The 16020-nt window shown below is 72.7% G+C and carries 13 protein-coding genes and 1 pseudogene; 10 read left to right on the forward strand and 4 right to left on the reverse strand.

What is annotated here, in order from left to right:
- The first annotated feature begins 65 nt into the window (after nt 1-65).
- From ABEE00_RS35380 to ABEE00_RS35400, 5 genes are all read left to right on the forward strand, one after another.
- The gene (locus ABEE00_RS35380; RefSeq protein WP_345749924.1) at nt 66-230 is read left to right on the forward strand and encodes a hypothetical protein; all 165 of its coding nucleotides are present in this window, start codon (nt 66-68) and stop codon (nt 228-230) included.
- A 281-nt stretch (nt 231-511) separates the two neighbouring features.
- Nucleotides 512-1996, forward strand: coding sequence for a CitMHS family transporter (locus ABEE00_RS35385; RefSeq protein ID WP_345749925.1), 1485 nt, complete (start codon nt 512-514; stop codon nt 1994-1996).
- A complete protein-coding gene (locus tag ABEE00_RS35390) occupies nt 1993-3228 on the forward strand; it encodes an MFS transporter (RefSeq protein ID WP_345749926.1) in 1236 nt (411 codons plus the stop codon). Before ABEE00_RS35385 ends, ABEE00_RS35390 begins: the two co-directional genes overlap by 4 nt.
- Nucleotides 3229-3430: 202 nt before the next feature.
- Nucleotides 3431-4513 carry a Zn-dependent alcohol dehydrogenase gene (locus ABEE00_RS35395; RefSeq protein WP_345749927.1) on the forward strand — a complete coding sequence of 361 codons (1083 nt, stop codon included), beginning with the start codon at nt 3431-3433 and terminating at the stop codon, nt 4511-4513.
- 209 nt (nt 4514-4722) lie between these two features.
- Nucleotides 4723-5382, forward strand: coding sequence for a TetR/AcrR family transcriptional regulator (locus ABEE00_RS35400; protein ID WP_345749928.1), 660 nt, complete (start codon nt 4723-4725; stop codon nt 5380-5382).
- Nucleotides 5383-5404: 22 nt separating this feature from the next.
- Here ABEE00_RS35400 and ABEE00_RS35405 read toward each other — a convergent pair whose 3' ends face one another.
- The 4 genes and pseudogenes from ABEE00_RS35405 to ABEE00_RS35420 all read right to left on the reverse strand — a co-directional run bounded on the left by ABEE00_RS35405 (nt 5405) and on the right by ABEE00_RS35420 (nt 10060).
- The gene (locus ABEE00_RS35405; RefSeq protein WP_345749929.1) at nt 5405-5866 is read right to left on the reverse strand and encodes a MaoC family dehydratase; all 462 of its coding nucleotides are present in this window, start codon (nt 5864-5866) and stop codon (nt 5405-5407) included.
- 132 nt (nt 5867-5998) lie between these two features.
- Nucleotides 5999-7447: an amidase gene (locus ABEE00_RS35410; protein WP_345749930.1), complete on the reverse strand. Its 1449-nt coding sequence runs from the start codon at nt 7445-7447 to the stop codon at nt 5999-6001.
- A gap of 213 nt (nt 7448-7660) precedes the next feature.
- Nucleotides 7661-8077 (reverse strand): annotated as a pseudogene (locus tag ABEE00_RS35415) (hypothetical protein); the annotation flags it as partial.
- Nucleotides 8078-8518: 441 nt separating this feature from the next.
- Entirely contained in the window at nt 8519-10060 is a 1542-nt protein-coding gene (locus tag ABEE00_RS35420) for an AMP-binding protein (protein WP_345749932.1), read from the reverse strand.
- Between the two features lie 516 nt (nt 10061-10576).
- Here ABEE00_RS35420 and ABEE00_RS35425 point away from each other — a divergent pair.
- From ABEE00_RS35425 to ABEE00_RS35445, 5 genes are all read left to right on the forward strand, one after another.
- Nucleotides 10577-11128 carry a DinB family protein gene (locus tag ABEE00_RS35425; RefSeq protein WP_345749933.1) on the forward strand — a complete coding sequence of 184 codons (552 nt, stop codon included), beginning with the start codon at nt 10577-10579 and terminating at the stop codon, nt 11126-11128.
- 233 nt (nt 11129-11361) lie between these two features.
- Nucleotides 11362-12180: an SDR family oxidoreductase gene (locus tag ABEE00_RS35430; protein WP_345749934.1), complete on the forward strand. Its 819-nt coding sequence runs from the start codon at nt 11362-11364 to the stop codon at nt 12178-12180.
- Nucleotides 12177-13838 (forward strand): class I adenylate-forming enzyme family protein, encoded by a 1662-nt coding sequence (locus ABEE00_RS35435; RefSeq protein WP_345749935.1) that lies wholly within the window; start codon nt 12177-12179, stop codon nt 13836-13838. The genes ABEE00_RS35430 and ABEE00_RS35435 overlap by 4 nt, the downstream gene beginning before the upstream one ends.
- Nucleotides 13839-13956: 118 nt before the next feature.
- Complete coding sequence (locus tag ABEE00_RS35440; RefSeq protein ID WP_345749940.1) at nt 13957-14502, forward strand: TetR/AcrR family transcriptional regulator; 546 nt, start codon at nt 13957-13959, stop codon at nt 14500-14502.
- Between the two features lie 87 nt (nt 14503-14589).
- Nucleotides 14590-15576 (forward strand): NADPH:quinone oxidoreductase family protein, encoded by a 987-nt coding sequence (locus tag ABEE00_RS35445; RefSeq protein ID WP_345749936.1) that lies wholly within the window; start codon nt 14590-14592, stop codon nt 15574-15576.
- The last annotated feature ends 444 nt before the right edge of the window (nt 15577-16020 follow it).

The raw sequence follows: 16020 nt of genomic DNA on the forward strand, positions 1-16020 counted from the left end.
GCTGGCGGGCCGCGTTCAGCCGACTCCGAGTGGCCCGGCCCCCGGCCGCTGCGGACGGTCGGACCATGAACGACCCGCTCCTGTATGCCGAGATCGCCATGGACGAACCGGGGACCAAGGACACCCGGAGGCCGCCGCAGCGGCGCCGCTCGCCCCGCCTCATCCGCCTGCTGTGGCGGCTGCTGCCGATGCCCGACGGGGGCAAGGGGCGCGGCGGCCGCCAGGACTGACCGCACGAGGTGAGGCACCGCGCGGCGGAACGCCGCGTGACGTCAGGGAAGACCGCACGGGCCCGGCCCGCTGCCGGGAGGTGAACCCCCGGTGGCGGGCCGGAGCGCGTTCCGGCTGCCGCCGCGAACGCGCTCCCGACCTCGTAAGGTTCCTGAGCTGGGGTTTTGCTCTTATTGTTCACGGCAGCAAGTCTTGTGAACGCGAATTGGCAGAGCCTACGGTCGTCCGGCTGAACCTGGGATTCAGAACTCGGAGTTCAAGGGCGAACGTTGGGATTCCTATGCTGACCATTCTCGGCTTCGTCATGATTGCGACATTCCTCGTGTTGATCATGATGAAGAAGATGTCGCCGATGGCGGCGCTGGTGCTCGTTCCCGCGGTGTTCTGCGTCCTGGCGGGACAGGGCGCGCACCTCGGGGACTATGTGCTCAAGGGCGTCGAGGACTTGGCGCCGACCGCCGCGATGCTGATGTTCGCCATCATCTACTTCGGCATCATGATCGACGTCGGGCTCTTCGACCCGATCGTCCGGGGCATCCTGCGGTTCTGCAAGGCCGACCCGATGCGCGTGGTGGTCGGCACCGCCGTGCTGGCCGCGGTCGTCTCGCTGGACGGCGACGGCTCCACCACCTTCATGATCACGGTCTCCGCGATGCTGCCGCTCTACCGGCGGCTGAAGATGAGCGTGCTCGTGCTGACCGGCGTCGCCGCCACCGCGAACGGCGTGATGAACACCGTGCCCTGGGGCGGCCCCACGGCGCGCGCCGCCACCGCGCTCAAGCTCGACGCCTCCGAGATCTTCGTGCCGATGATCCCCGCGCTGGCCGTCGGCCTGGTCTTCGTGATCGGCCTCGCCTGGGGCCTGGGCCTGCGCGAGCGGCGCCGGCTGGGCACGCTGACCCTGGAGCGGGAGGCGGACGAGGCGCCGGAGGACGAGAAGGTCCTGGTCGGCGCGGGCAAGGGCGCCGGGAAGGGCGCCGGCAAGGGCCGGGGCGGCAAGTCGGGCGCGGCGAGCGGCGGTTCGGCAGGCGGCTCTGCCGGTGGTACGGCGACCGGCTCGGGTGACGCGGCGGACTCCGACGGCACCGCGGGCGACACGGCCGAGGACCAGGACGACGACAAGCTCGTGGGCCTCGCGCCCGACCGTCCGACCCTGCGTCCCAAGCTGTTCTGGTTCAACGCGGCGCTGACCGTCGTGCTGCTGGTGCTGCTGATCTCGCAGCTCCTGCCCATCGAGGTGCTGTTCATGATCGCCTCGGCCATCGCGCTGACCGTGAACTTCCCGCGCATGAAGGAGCAGAAGGAGCGCATCGCGGCGCACTCCGACAACGTCCTCAACGTCGTCGGCATGGTCTTCGCCGCCTCCGTCTTCACCGGCGTGCTCACCGAGAGCGGCATGGTCGAGCAGATGGCCCGCAACCTGGTCGGCGCGCTGCCGGAGGGACTCGGCCCCTACATGACCGTGGTGACCGGCGTGCTCAGCATCCCGTTCACGTACTTCATGTCCAACGACGGCTTCTACTTCGGCATCGTGCCGATCCTCGCCGAGGCCGGCGCCGCGCACGGCGTCAGCCCCGTGGAGATCGCCCGCGCCTCGCTGACCGGGCAGGCGCTGCACATGTCCAGCCCGCTGGTGCCGGCCGTCTACGTTCTGATCGGCATGGCCAAGGTGGAATTCGGCGACCACACCAAATTCACCGTCAAATGGGCCACGCTCACCTCGCTGGTGGTGCTCGCCGCCGGACTTCTCTTCGGAATTCTGTGAACGCTCCCGCACCCTCGCGCGGCTGGCTGCTGCGCCTGGTCATCGCCTTTGCTTTCGCGCACGGCGCGGTGTCCATGGCGCGGCCGGCCGTCTCGTACCACGCACTCGCGCTCGGCGCCGACGCACGTGCCGTCGGCGTCGTCGCCGCGCTCTACGCGCTGCTGCCGCTGGTGGCGGCGGTCCCGCTGGGCCGCCGCACCGACCGCGGGCGGTGCGGCCCGCTGCTGCCGCTCGGCGTCGCGCTGATCGCCGCGGGCTGCGCGCTGTCGGGAACGGCGGGCTCGCTCTGGACGCTCGGCGTGTGGAGCGCCGTCATGGGCATGGGCCACCTCGCCTTCGTCATCGGCGCGCAGTCGCTGGTCGCCCGGCAGAGCGCCGAGGGCGAACACGACCGCAACTTCGGCCACTTCACCATCGGCGCCTCGCTCGGCCAGCTCGTCGGCCCGCTCCTCGCGGGCTGGCTGGTCGGCGGCGGAGGGGCGTCAGGCGCCGAGGGCGCGGCGGTGGCCGCAGGATCCGGCGGCCCACTCGACGGCGCCCTGGCCCTGCTGGTCTCCGGCGCCCTCGCCGTCTGCGGTTTCGCCTCGCTGTGGCGCATCGAGGACCGCGCCGCGCTGGCCCGTACGCGGGACGAGGCGGACGGCGAGGGCGGCGCCGTACCAGTCGGGCGGATCCTGCGTACCAGGGGTGTGCCCGCGGGGATCTTCACCAGCCTCGCGGTGCTCTCGGCGACCGACGTGCTCACCGCGTACCTGCCGGTCGTCGGCGAGGCGCGGGACATCGCGCCGCCCGTCGTGGGCGCGCTGCTCGCGCTGCGCGCCGGTGCCTCCGTACTGTCCCGGCTCGTCCTGCCCCCGATGTCCAAGTGGCTCGGGCGGCAGGTGCTGTTGGTGCTGAGCTGCGTGCTCGGCGGCGCGCTCTCGGTGCTGCTCGCCGTCCCCGTACCGGTGTGGGCGCTGGCGCTCGCGCTCCTGCTGCTCGGCTTCTGCCTCGGGGTGGGCCAGCCGCTCACCATGACCACGGTGGTGCGGGCAGCGCCGGACGGCGCCCGTTCGACCGCGCTCGCGCTGCGGCTGACCGGCAACAGGCTCGGGCAGGTCGCGGCGCCGGCCGGGGCGGGCCTGGTGGCCGGAGTCGCGGGCGCGGCCGCCCCGTTCGTGCTGCTCGGCGTGCTGCTGCTGGGCGCCTCCGGGATGGCGGCGCGTGCGCGCACGGAGGGCGGGGAGGCGTGAGGCGGCGGCCGCCGCCTGGGCCTCGTACGTGATCCACAGCACTGGTGGGCGTGCTGACACCCCGTAAATACCGGCGCTAGTTTGGCTGTTCGCAGCCGCGACACGGCCGCGAAACGGCAGAGATGCGCAGTACAGCAGAGTTGCGCAGTGGAGACACGCCGCCGAGCCGCACCGCAGAGACGCAGAGAAAGGTAGGGCCCGCATGGTCCGCGCCGCCGTACTGTCCGGAGTCGGAGCACCCCTCGAACTGGCCGAGATCGAGCTCCCCGAGCCGGGCCCTGGCCGGGTGCGGGTGCGGCTGGCCGCCGCCGGCGTCTGCCACTCCGACCTGTCGCTCTCCAACGGAACGCTGCGCCAGCCGGTCCCCGCCGTGCTCGGCCACGAGGGCGCCGGCACCGTCGTCTCGGTCGGCGAGGGCGTCACCTCGGTCGCGCCCGGCGACGGCGTGGTCCTCAACTGGGCGCCCTCGTGCGGCGGCTGCGACTTCTGCGCGCGGCTCGCCGAGCCCTGGCTGTGCGCCAACGCGCAGGCCGCCACCACCGTGCCGTACGCGCACACCGCCACCGGCGACGACCTCTACCCGGGGCTGTCCACCGCGGCCTTCGCCGAGGAGACGGTCGTGCCGTCGAGCGCCGTGCTGCCGCTGCCCGACGGCGTACCGCTCACCGACGCGGCGCTGCTCGGCTGCGCGATGCTGACCGGCTACGGGGCCGTGCACTACAGCGCGCGGCTGCGCGCGGGCGAGACCGCCGCGGTGTTCGGCGTGGGCGGGGTCGGGCTCGCCACGCTCCAGGCGGCGCGCATCGCGGGCGCCGAGCGGATCGTGGCGGTCGACGTCTCCCCGGAGAAGGAGGAGCTGGCGCGCGCCGCAGGCGCCACCGACTACGTGCTCGCGGGCGAGACCACGGCCAAGGACATCCGCAAGCTGACTGGCGGCACCGGCGTGGACGCGGCGATCGAGTGCGTGGGCCGCGGCGAGACCATCCGTACGGCGTGGAACTCCACCCGCAGGGGCGGCCGTACGACGGTCGTTGGCATCGGCGGCAAGGAGGAGCAGGTCACGCTCTCCGCGCTGGAGATCTTCCACTTCGCGCGCACGCTGACGGGCTGCGTGTACGGGAACTCGGATCCGGCGCGTGACGTGCCGGTGCTCGCCGACCACGTACGCGCGGGCAGGCTGGATCTGGGCGCCCTCGTCACGGACCGCATCGGTCTTGAGGACATTCCCGCCGCCTTCGACGCGATGCGGGCGGGCCGGGGCGGCCGGTCGCTGGTGGTGTTCTGAGGCGGTGCTCCGAAGCGGTCCTCCGAAGCGGTGCTCCGGGACGGCGTTCTGAGGAACGCCGCTCCCGCATGCCCGCGTCCCCGTCCGGGAACGCCCCGCCGGCCGCCGTGTGAAGGATGCCCGCGGCAACGAGGCTAAGCAGCCGCTCAGGGCTGCGTGTAGGGTGTTCGCCCGGTCGCTGGGCTGGTCGATGGGAAGGGCGGCGAGTGATGGAAGCTGAGACGGGGCCCCTGGCCGCCGACGGCGGGCACGCGGAGGCCGACGACTCCTTCGCGGGCGTCACCCCGGACGCCGCGCGGCGGCTGCTGCTCGGCGCGGTGGAGGCGTTCGCGGAGCGCGGCTTCCACGCCACCACCACCCGGGACATCGCGGGCCGCGCCGGAATGAGCCCGGCAGCGCTGTACATCCACTACAAGACCAAGGAAGAGCTGCTCTACCAGATCAGCCGCGTGGGCCACGAGCGCTCGGTACGGATACTGAGCGAGCCCGCCGAGGGCCCCGGCACCCCGACCGAGCGGCTGGCCCTGGCCGTGCGCTCCTTCGTGCGCTGGCACGCCGAGCACCACACCACGGCGCGGGTCGTGCAGTACGAGCTGTCGGCGCTGAACGAGGAGCACTACGCGGAGATCGTCGGCCTGCGCCGCCGCAGCGAGGAGCTGCTGCGCGGGATCCTCGAAGAGGGCGAGCGCGCGGGCGAGTTCGCGGTACGCGACATCCGCGGCAGCACGCTCGCGGTGATGTCCCTGTGCATCGACGTGGCGCGCTGGTTCAGCCCGCGGGGCCGGCGCACACCGGACGAGATCGGCGGACTCTACGCCGACCTCGTCCTGCGCATGGTGGGCGCGGGCGACGGGGTCCGGCCCCAGTAGCCGCCCCGGGGGCTCGCGCCGCTCACCAGAAGTAGCGGCTCACCGTCTCCGCCACGCACACCGGCTTGTCTCCGCCCTCGCGCTCGACCGTCACCTTCGCCGTGACCTGCACGCCGCCCCCGGCCTCCGTGACCTCCTGGAGCTCGGCGCGTGCGCGCACCCGCGAGCCGACCGGCACGGGGGAGGGGAAACGGACCTTGTTGGTCCCGTAGTTGACGCCCATCTTCATGCCCTCGACGCGCATCACCTGGGGCACCAGGGACGGCAGCAGCGAGAGGGTGAGGTAGCCGTGCGCGATGGTCGAGCCGAAGGGTCCTTCCTTGGCGCGCTCCGGGTCCACGTGGATCCACTGGTGGTCGCCGGTCGCCTCGGCGAACAGGTCGATGCGCTTCTGGTCGATCTCCAGCCAGTCGCTGGCGCCCAGCTCCTCGCCGACCGCGGCCGTCAGTTCTTCCGTCGAGGTGAAGACCCGGGGCTCCGCCATTGCTGCTACCTCCCGCGCGTGAGAATACTAAGCGGTTGGTCAGCATTGTCGCGGAGCCCCGCGCCTGTCAACGCCCGCGCCGCACAAGGGCCCGCGGCTGCGGGAGGGTCACCCCATGGGTCGCCGCGCGGGTCACCACATGGCGGGCTTGCGGTGCGCCCACGGCGCGGCCTCCTCCAGCGCCGCGGACAGCGCGACGAGCTGCGCGTCGGCCCCGTACCGCCCGGCCAGCATCACGCCCACCGGCAGCCCCTCATCCGTCCAGTGCAGCGGCAGCGAGACGGCGGGCTGGCCCGTGGAGTTGTAGAGCGCCGTGAACGGGGTGAAGTGGCTCAGACCCGCGAACTCCGCGTGCGGGTCGCCGGGATGGCGCAGCGAGCCCACCGGCGCGGGGAGCTGTGCCAGCGTGGGAGAGAGGATCATGTCGTACCCCGAGCCCCGCGGCATCAGCGCGTCGGCGATGAGCTGGCCCGAGGCGCGCAGCGCATACAGGGCGCGGGCGAACTCGGGCCCGGGCACGTCCTCGCCGCGCTCGCGCAGATAGCGGGTGAGCGGCATCAGCAGCTCCTCGCCGCCCTCCGGCACGGGCCGCATGGCCGCCATGACCGACCACACCTTGGTGAAGGAGACCAGCAGGTCCTGGTTGGCCGGGAGTTCCAGGTCCTCGACCTCGTGGCCGAGGCCGCGCAGCAGCTCGGCGGCCTCCAGCGAGGCGGCCTCGCACTCCGGGTGCAGCTTCACGCCGGGCACGGCGGGCCGCGTCAGCCGCGCCACCTTGAGACGCGAGGGAGCGCGCCGCGGGTCGGCGTACGCGCGGAACGTCTCGCCCTCGGGCAGCGAGGGAGCGGCGTACGGGTCGCCCGGCATCGTGCCCGCCAGCACGTCGAGCAGGACGGCCGCGTCCTCCACGGTGCGGGCGAGCGGGCCCGCCGTGGCCAGTCCCGTCACGTCGTGCAGCACGGGGCCCGAACTGATCCTGCCGCGGCTGGGCTTGATGCCGTACAGACCGCAGACGGACGCGGGGATGCGGACCGAGCCGCCGCCGTCGCTCGCCTGCGCCACGGGGGCCAGGCCGGCAGCGACGGCCGCCGCCGCGCCGCCGCTCGAACCGCCCGCCGAACGCGAGGTGTCCCAGGGCGTGCGCGCGGGCGGCGCGACCTCGTTCTCCGTGTAGCACGGAAGCCCGAATTCCGGGGTATTGGTCTTCCCGGTCATCGGGCTTCCGCCGTCGCGCAGCAGCCGGACGATGTGGTCGTCGGTCTCCGGGACGTAGTCCTCGAAGGCCGCGGAACCGAAGGTGCAGCGCACTCCGGCCACGTGGTTCAGATCCTTGACGGGGACCGGCACGCCGTGCAGCGGCGGCAGGTCCCTCCCCTCCCTGCGGGCGGCCAGCGCCTCGTCCTCCGCCTCCGCCGCCTGCTTGCGGGCGAGTTCCGGTGTGGTGGTGACGAACGCGCCCACCTGCTCGTCCAGTTGTGCCATGCGGTCCAGATAGTGCTCGGTCAGCTCGACGGGCGAGACCGAGCCCTTCCGTACCGCCTCCGCCTGCTCGCTCGCCGTCAGGTCGTGCAACTGGGCCATCGCCGTAAGTTCCCTCGTGGTCGCGCCGCATGCGGCTCACGGGGCGCATGGGCTGGTCCTGTCGGTCTTACGGCGCATCCTCGCACCGGCCCGGGTGCGTGACCACGGAGCGGGCGGGCCGGGGCTCACTGATCACGGGGCTCAGGGCGTGACCACGGGCCGGGCGTTCGAGCCGAACCGCGCCCCCTTCCGCAGGCCCAGGCTGGAGCGGTTGTCCATGGCGGCGATCATGCGGCGCAGCACGTCGGCCAGCCGCGGCGCGGGGGGCGCCGAGGGGTCGCAGGGGAGCAGGGATCTTCCGCCCCAGGTGAGGCGGTGCCACTCGTCGAGCGAGGTGGGCTGTCTGATCCCGTCCCGCTTCTCCTGCCTGCGCCGCGCCCGCACCTCGGCCTCGTACGCCAGCCAGACGGCGCGCGCCTCCTCCAGCTCCTCCAGCGCGCGCACCAGCAGCGCCGGGTCGGGCTCACGGTCCTCCGGGTCGATGCCGACGGCCGCGCACAGGTGCCGCCAGGTGGCCCGGTGTCCGTACGGTGCGAAGCGCTCAAGGCACTTGCGCAGCGCCTGGCGGCGCTGGGCAGGCTCCCTGGCGGGGTCGCGGACCTGCTGTGCGAGGGCTCTGAATCCGGCCAATCATCCCACCTCCGACGGAGAGGACCGACTCGTCGGGGATGTGACGTACGGGCCGCCCGATCGGCTCCCGTCCGCACGGGCGGGATCCGGCCTCTCCCGGGCCGCCAACCCCGCCGAGTCGGCGTCTCTTTCGCGTTGCGCATGTGCGCGCCGTTGCGCAAAGCCGCTCGGAACGGGCGGAGTACCCCCAATTCGCGGCCTCTACCTTCTGTACGAAGGAGAGTTCCATCGAATTCCCGGAAGCGGCCTCCGTCTGCGGGTTTCCGGATGAGAGTTTCCTGAGAAGCGGATCAGGGCGGGGCGGGACGGGGGATTACGCGTGCCGAGTCCGGCATGTGCGGTTCGGGTGCCGGGCCCCGGACGCCGGGATATGCGTACGGCCGCGCCGGGACCCCTCCCAGCGCGGCCGTACGCGACTGAACTCAGGTGCCTAACCGCGGCTCACTTGCCGGCCAGCGCCCGGAGCTGCTTCTTGTCCGGCTTGCCCGCGTCGGTCAGCGGGAGCGCGTCGACGAAGGTGATCTGCGCGGGCTCGTACATCGTGCCGCGCTGCTCGCGCACCATCTCGCGCAGCTCGTCCGCGCCGGTCTCCGCGCCCGGGGCGCGCACGACCGCGGCGTGCACCCGCTCCATCCGGTCCTCGTCGCGCACGCCGAAGACGGCGCTCTGGAGCACCTGCGGGTGGGAGTTGAGCAGGTCCTCCAGCTCGGTCGTGTACACGTGGCCGCCCACCACGACGATCATGTCCTTGAGTCGGTCCACGATGGTCAGGTAGCCCGCGTCGTCCAGGAAGCCGATGTCGCCGGTGTGCGCCCAGCCGTCCTTGAGGACCTCGGCGGTGAGCTCCGGCTGCTTCCAGTAGCCCTGCATGATGTGCTCGGAGCGTACGCAGACCTCACCGTGCGTGCCGTTGGGCACCGCGTTGCCGTCCTCGTCGCGGATCTCCACCTCGACGCCGTCCAGCACCTTGCCCGCGGTGCGCAGCAGTTCGTGGTTGTCCGGGTCGTGGTCGTCGGTGGTCAGCACGCTGATGCCGCCGGCCTCGTTCTGGCCGTAGAACTGGAGCAGCACGGGGCCGAGCCTGCGCACCGCGTCCGCGATCCTGGCGGGCGAGGACTGGCAGCCGCCGTAGAGCAGGCAGCGCAGGCTGGAGGTGTCGGTGTCCTTGGCCGCCGGGTGGTCCATGAGCTGGTAGAGCAGCGGGGGCAGCAGGAAGAGGTGGGTGATCCGCTCGCGCTCGATCGCCGCCAGGGCCTCGGCCGGGTCGAAGTCCTCGTGGAGGATCACGGCGCCGCCCTCGGCGAGGGTGTTGTCCGCCAGCATCCCGCCGGCGTGCGCCAGCGTGGTGCACACGAGCTGGCGCGGCGCCTCCTCGGTCTCCGAGTAGGCCGTGATCATCCGGGACCGCCGCATGTCCTGCATCTGCCGGTAGGTGGAGCAGATGCCCTTGGGGTGTCCTGTGGTGCCGCCGGTGTGCCGGATCGTGCAGATGTCGTCGGGCTCCGCGCGCCCGGGGAAGGGCTCGGCCGACTGCTGCGCGGCGAGCTCCAGCAGGTCCTCGCCCTCCTTGGCGGTGCCGAGCTCCAGCACGTGCCGCACGGGGGAGGCGGCGGTGATCTCCGCGGCGCGCTCCGCGTAGCGCGGGTCCACGATCAGGGCGGCGGTCTCCACGTCCTCGACGATGGTGGCCTGCACGTCGGCGGAGAGCTTGTTGTAGAGGTGGTTGACCCGGGCGCCGAGCAGGTTGGCCGCGTAGCGGGCGGCGACGGTCTCCGGGAGGTTGCCGCAGAGCAGGGTGACGGTCTCCTGGCGCCCCACGCCCTTGGCGTCCAGCGCGCGCGCCATCCGGTAGACGAGGTCCCGGAACTCCCCTGCGGTGACCCGCTGGTCACCGTGGACGAAGACCTCCCGGTCGGATATCCCCTCCAGGAAGTCGAGGGTGTCTTCCACGTGATCGCGGAAGTGCGGTGCGGAGCCGGACATCTGTGGTTCCTCCTGTGCCGTCGCGCTGGTCTGGCGCGCGGCTCGCGGTACGAGTGCGGGTCCCGGAGGCGGCCCGCGCGCCGGGGCGAGGGGGCCGGCCGGAAAACGGTTGCCTTGGCGAAAACTGGTTGCCTTGGCGAACCAAAGTACGAGGGTAGGCCGTGCCGCTCCCCGGCACCAACTCGGCGCCCCGACGCCGCATGTGTGCCCCAACGCCCTGCGCTTGACTCCGCGTTGAGGTGCGTCGCCGCACCGTACGGCGGTTGCGGCGGGGCGAGTGCGCCCCCGATGTCCGCGCGCTCTCCCGGCGCGGCCGCGGAATTTGCCGCGCTCCTGGAGATCTTTTGCCGACCTATTGCCGAGTGTTTGCTGCGACTGGGGTGCCCGTACGTACGGACTTCACAGCATGGCAAACGTTGTTGCGCGGCACGGGAGTTGGGGGCGGGGCTGGTGTGCGGCCGGGTGCGGGGGCTGTGCGCGGGGCCGTTGTCAGTGGCCGGTGTCACACTCGGCGACATGACACCAGCAGGCATCCCGGCGGGGAATCACGCACAGCAGTGGGACGGCGGCGCCCGCCCGCCGCTGCCCCGCACAGGGGGCGAGCGCGAGCTGCTCACGGCCTATCTCGACCGGCACCGCGCCACGCTCGCGCTGAAATGCGAGGGCGTGCCGGCGGAGAGACTCTCCGAGCGCGCCGTGCCGCCCTCGGGGCTCTCGCTCCACGGGCTGCTCCGGCACCTCGCGGGCGTCGAACGCTGGTGGTTCCGCGTCCAGTTCGCGGGCGAGGACGTCCCGCTCCTCTATTACTCCGACGACGACCCCGAGCAGGACTTCACCGCTCTCGACGGCGATCCGGCGGAGGCGTACGAGGTGTGGCGCGCCGAGTGCGAGCGCTCCCGCGCCATCGTCGCCGCGACGCCCTCGCTGGACGCGGAGGGCCCGGGAGTGGAGCCGGCGGGTCCTGTGTCGCTGCGCCGCGTGCTGATCCACCTCATAGCGGAGTACGCCCAGCACAACGGCCACGCCGACCTGCTGCGGGAGCGCCTGGACGGGAGGACGGGGCACTGACCGGCTGACTCCCGCGCGGCGGGCGGGGGTTGGGGCCGGGTGCTGGGGCCCGGGTGCTGGGTTCGGCGGTCGTCGGCAGTTGTCGGCGGCTGGGGTGCCGGTGCGCCGTCCGGGCGCCAGGGGGTCCAAGAGCCCTGTGAGGGGACCTTCCCTCCGTACATACCGACTGGTTAGTCTGCCGACCGTACGTACGGGGACCGCACATGCGAAGGCGCAAGTGAAGAGGAGCCGGTATGGAGTCGTTGCGCGACAGCGGAGTGGTCGTCACCGGGGGCGGGGGCGGCATCGGTGCGGCCCTCGCGCGGGCCTTCGCCGGAGCGGGTGCGAGAGTCGTGGTCAACGATCTGGACGCGGAGAAGGCCGGGGCCGTCGCCGCGGAGATCGGCGGCACAGCCGTTCCGGGCGACGCCTCCCGGGTCGTCCCCGCCGCGCGGGAAGCACTGGGCGACACCCCCATCGACACCTTCTGCGCCAACGCGGGCGTGGGCACGGGCGGCGGTCCCGAGGCGCCGGACGCGGAGTGGGACACCGCCTGGGACGTCAACGTCATGGCCCATGTGCGCGCGGCCCGCGAGCTCGTTCCCGAGTGGCTGGAGCGCGGCCGCGGACGCTTCGTGGCCACCGCCTCCTGCGCGGGGCTGCTGACCATGATCGGCTCGGCTCCGTACAGCGTGACCAAGCACGCGGCCGTCGCCTTCGCCGAGTGGCTGTCGCTCACGTACCGGCACCGCGGCATCGAGGTGCACGCGATCTGCCCGCAGGGTGTGCGCACGGACATGCTCGACGGCACGGGAGCGGCGGGCGACCTGGTGCTCGCGCCGGGCGCGATCGAGCCGGAGGAGGTGGCGAGCGCGCTGTTCGCCGCGATGGAGGAGCAGCGCTTCATGGTGCTGCCGCACGAGGGGAGCGACCAGCTCTATGCGGCCCGCGCCGCCGACCCCGACCAGTGGCTGCGCGGCATGAACAAGCTCCAGCGGAAGCTGGAGGAGCGGCTGGCGGCCGACGCGGCGGGCGCCGTGGATGTTTCCGGGGAGCGGGAGGGCGCGCGGTGACCACGTACGAGGACCGGCCCTGGCTCGCGCAGCTCAGCGAGGCGCAGCGCGCGCCCGTGCAGCCGCCCGAGAGCTTCCCGCACGCCTTCCGCACGGCCGTCGAGAAGGCCCCCGAGCACACCTTCCTCGCCTATTTCGACGGGCGGTTGAGCTATGCGGAGACCGACGCGCTGACCGACGGGATCGCCGCGCACCTGGCCGCCGAGGGGCTGCCGCGGGGCGGCAGGGTCGCCGTCGTGCTGCAGAACAGCCCGCACTTCGTGCTCGCGCTGCTCGGGGTGTTCAAGGCGGGCGGCATCGTCGTGCCCGTGAACCCCATGTACAAGCAGCGCGAGGTCGGCCATGTGCTGCACGACGCCGAGGTGTTCGGGCTGATCTGCTCGGACCGCGCGTGGGAGGGGCATCTGCGGGAGACCGCTGCCGACTCGCCGGTGCGCACCGTGCTCACCGCCTGCGAGCTGGACCTCCAGACCCGGGACGACGCGCGGGTGCTCAACTTCGAGCGGGTGCCGGGTATCACGGACGCCACCGATCTGCTGGAGGCCGCGCGCAGCGGCGCACAGGCTCCGGCGGGCCGTGATCTCGCGGCCGGGGACACGGCGTTGATCAGTTACACCTCGGGCACCAGCGGCGCGCCGAAGGGCGCGATGAACACCCACGGCAACCTGATGTACAACGCCGAGCGCCAGCGCACCGGCGGCAGGCTGCGGGAGGGGTCGTGCGTGTTCGCGCTGGCCCCGCTGTTCCACATCACCGGCATGGTGGCGCAGCTCGCCGGGGTCGTGGCCAACCGCGGCACCCTCGCGCTCGCGTACCGCTTCGAGGCCGGCGTGGTGCTCGACGCCTTCCTGGAGCACCGGCCCGCCTTCACCGTCGGCCCGTCCACCGCGTACATGGCGCTGGCGGCCCATCCCGACGTCACGCGGGAGCACTTCTCCTCCTTCGAGTTCGTGTCCTCGGGCGGGGCGCCGCTGCCGCCCGCGCTGGTCGAGGGCTTCCGCGAGCGCTTCGGGCTGTATCTGCGCAACGGGTACGGGCTGACGGAGTGCACCGCCCCCTGCGCCTCCGTGCCCCCGGAGAAGGAGGCGCCGGTCGACCCGGCGTCCGGGACCCTCGCGGTCGGCGTCCCCGGGCCCGACACGGTCGTGCGCATCCTGGACGACGACGGCGAGCCCGTGCCCTTCGGCGAGCTCGGCGAGATAGCCGTGCGCGGTCCCCAGGTGGTGCCCGGCTACTGGCGGCGCCCCGAGGAATCGGCCGCCGCGCTGCCCGGCGGCGAACTCCGCACGGGCGACATCGGGTTCATGGACCTGGACGGCTGGCTGTATGTGGTCGACCGCAAGAAGGACATGATCAACGCCTCCGGCTTCAAGGTGTGGCCGCGCGAGGTGGAGGACGTGCTCTATCTGCACCCCGCCGTGCGGGAGGCCGCGGTGGTCGGCGCCGTGGACAGCTACCGCGGCGAGACGGTCAAGGCGTACGTGAGCCTGCGCCCCGGCGCCGAGGCCGAGCCGCAGGAGCTGATCGCGCACTGCAAGGAGCAGCTCGCGGCGTACAAGTACCCGAGGTCGGTCGAGGTGCTGCCCGAGCTGCCCAAGACGACCAGTGGGAAGATCCTGCGCCGGGAACTCCGTTCCCCAGGCGGACATCCGGCGTAGTCCGGCGGCACGAGCGAGAGGCGGGTGAAGGGCCATGGCCACGGCCAGGGCGACGGACAAGGGCGGCGGCAGGGCCGGGGACGGTGCGGACGGTGCTGCCCCCGTTCCGCAGCGGCTGATGGCGGCCGCCACCCGCCTCTTCGCCGAGCAGGGCTACGACCGCACCTCCGTGCAGGAGATCGTCGAGGCGGCGGGCGTCACCAAGGGCGCGCTGTATCACTACTTCGGCTCCAAGGACGATCTCCTGCACGAGATCTACGGGCGGCTGCTGCGGCTCCAGCAGCAGCGACTGGACTCCTTCGCCGACTCCGGGGATTCGCTGGAGGAGCGGGTCCGCGCGGCGGCGGCCGACGTCGTGGTCACCACGATCGAGAACCTCGACGACGCGATGATCTTCTTCAGGTCCATGCACCAGCTCAGCCCGGAGAAGCAGAAGCAGGTGCGCGCCGAGCGCCGCCGCTATCACGAGCGGTTCCGCGCGCTGATCGAAGAGGGCCAGAAGAACGGGGTGTTCACCACCGAGACCCCGGCCGAGCTGGTGGTCGACTACCACTTCGGCTCGGTGCACCACCTCAGCAGCTGGTACAGGCCGGACGGCCGGCTCTCGCCCGACGAGGTCGCGGGCCACCTCGCCGACCTGCTGCTGCGGGCGCTGCGGCCGTAGCGCCGCGGCCGGCTGATTCGGCCGGCTGCCGCGGTCGGCCGTCGCGGCCCGTGACGTGTTCCGTACGTACGAGATGAGGAGCCCCGCGTGAAGGCATGGCGCGTCCATACGAACGGTGAGCCGCGAGAGGTCATGCGGCTGGAGGAGGTCCCCGAGCCGCCCGCCCCGGGCGAGGGCGAACTCCTCGTGCGGGTGCGGGCCGCGAACGTCAACTTCCCCGATGCGCTGCTGTGCCGCGGCGAGTACCAGGTGCGGCCCGACTTCCCCTTCACACCGGGGGTCGAGCTGTGCGGTGAGGTGCTGGCGGCCGGACCCGGCGCCGAGGGTGCGCCCGGTGTGGGGGAGCGGGTGATCGCTCAACCCGTGCTGCCCGCGGGGGCCTTCGCGGAGCAGACCGTGGTGAGTGCGGCGAGTGCGCGGCCCGCGCCGGACGCGTTGGACGACGCGGAGGCGGCGGCGCTGCACATCGGCTATCAGACCGGGTGGTTCGGGCTGCACCGGCGCGCCGGGCTGCGGGCAGGCGAGACGCTGCTGGTGCATGCCGCCGCGGGCGGAGTGGGCAGCGCGGCCGTGCAGTTGGGCAAGGCGGCGGGTGCGCGGGTGATCGGTGTCGTGGGCGGGGCCGACAAGGCCGCTGTCGCCCGTGAGCTGGGCTGCGATGTGGTGGTCGACCGCCGCGAGCAGGATGTGATCGCCGCGGTGAAGGAGGCCGCGCCGGGTGGCGTGGACGTGGTCTACGACCCCGTGGGCGGTGACGCCTTCAAGCAGTCCACGAAGGTGGTGGGCTTCGAGGGCCGGATCGTGGTGGTCGGATTCGCGAGCGGGGCGATTCCGACGCCGGGGCTCAACCACGCGCTGGTCAAGAACTACGCGATCCTGGGCCTGCATTGGGGGCTCTACAACGCGAAGGACCCGGCGGCGATCCGGGCTTGCCACGAGGAGCTGACGAAGCTGGCGGCGGAGGGGTGGGTGAAGCCGCTGGTGTCGGAGCGGGTGCCGATGGCCGATGCGGCGGATGCGGTCCAGCGCGTCTTCGACGGCACGACAACGGGCCGCGTGACCGTTACCCCGTAGCCCTCCCCCCACTGAGGTGTGGGCGTGCGTTCCGCTAGGGGCGGAACGGGTGGGCACACCGGAACCGCCAGCCGCGAGGCCCCGTCCCCACGCACCCAAGTCCCGCGCTCGGCGCGGGCGTTCACGGGGCTGCGCCCCGAGCCCCCGTTGGCAACGTGGTTGCGCGGGAGCAGGGGGCGCAAGTCCGGTTGTGCCCACCCTCCCCCAAGCTCTCCGGCTTCGCTCCGAGCAGGGAGGTACCCCCTCGCCCCTGCGGAACGACTGCCCACAACCTCGTAGAGGGAGCGGGGGGGGGGTGGGCAAAGCCCCGGGCTTGACCTCCACCCACAACCTTGTGGGGGTGGGAGGGCGAAGCCCACCCAACCCCGGGGGTCAGGTGGGGTGCGTCAGTTGTCGGCGGGCCCGAGAGCGGTGGGGGGACACGGCCGGGCCGTCTGCGAGCTG

This window comes from Streptomyces odontomachicola, from assembly GCF_039605595.1.
GTDB lineage: Bacteria > Actinomycetota > Actinomycetes > Streptomycetales > Streptomycetaceae > Streptomyces.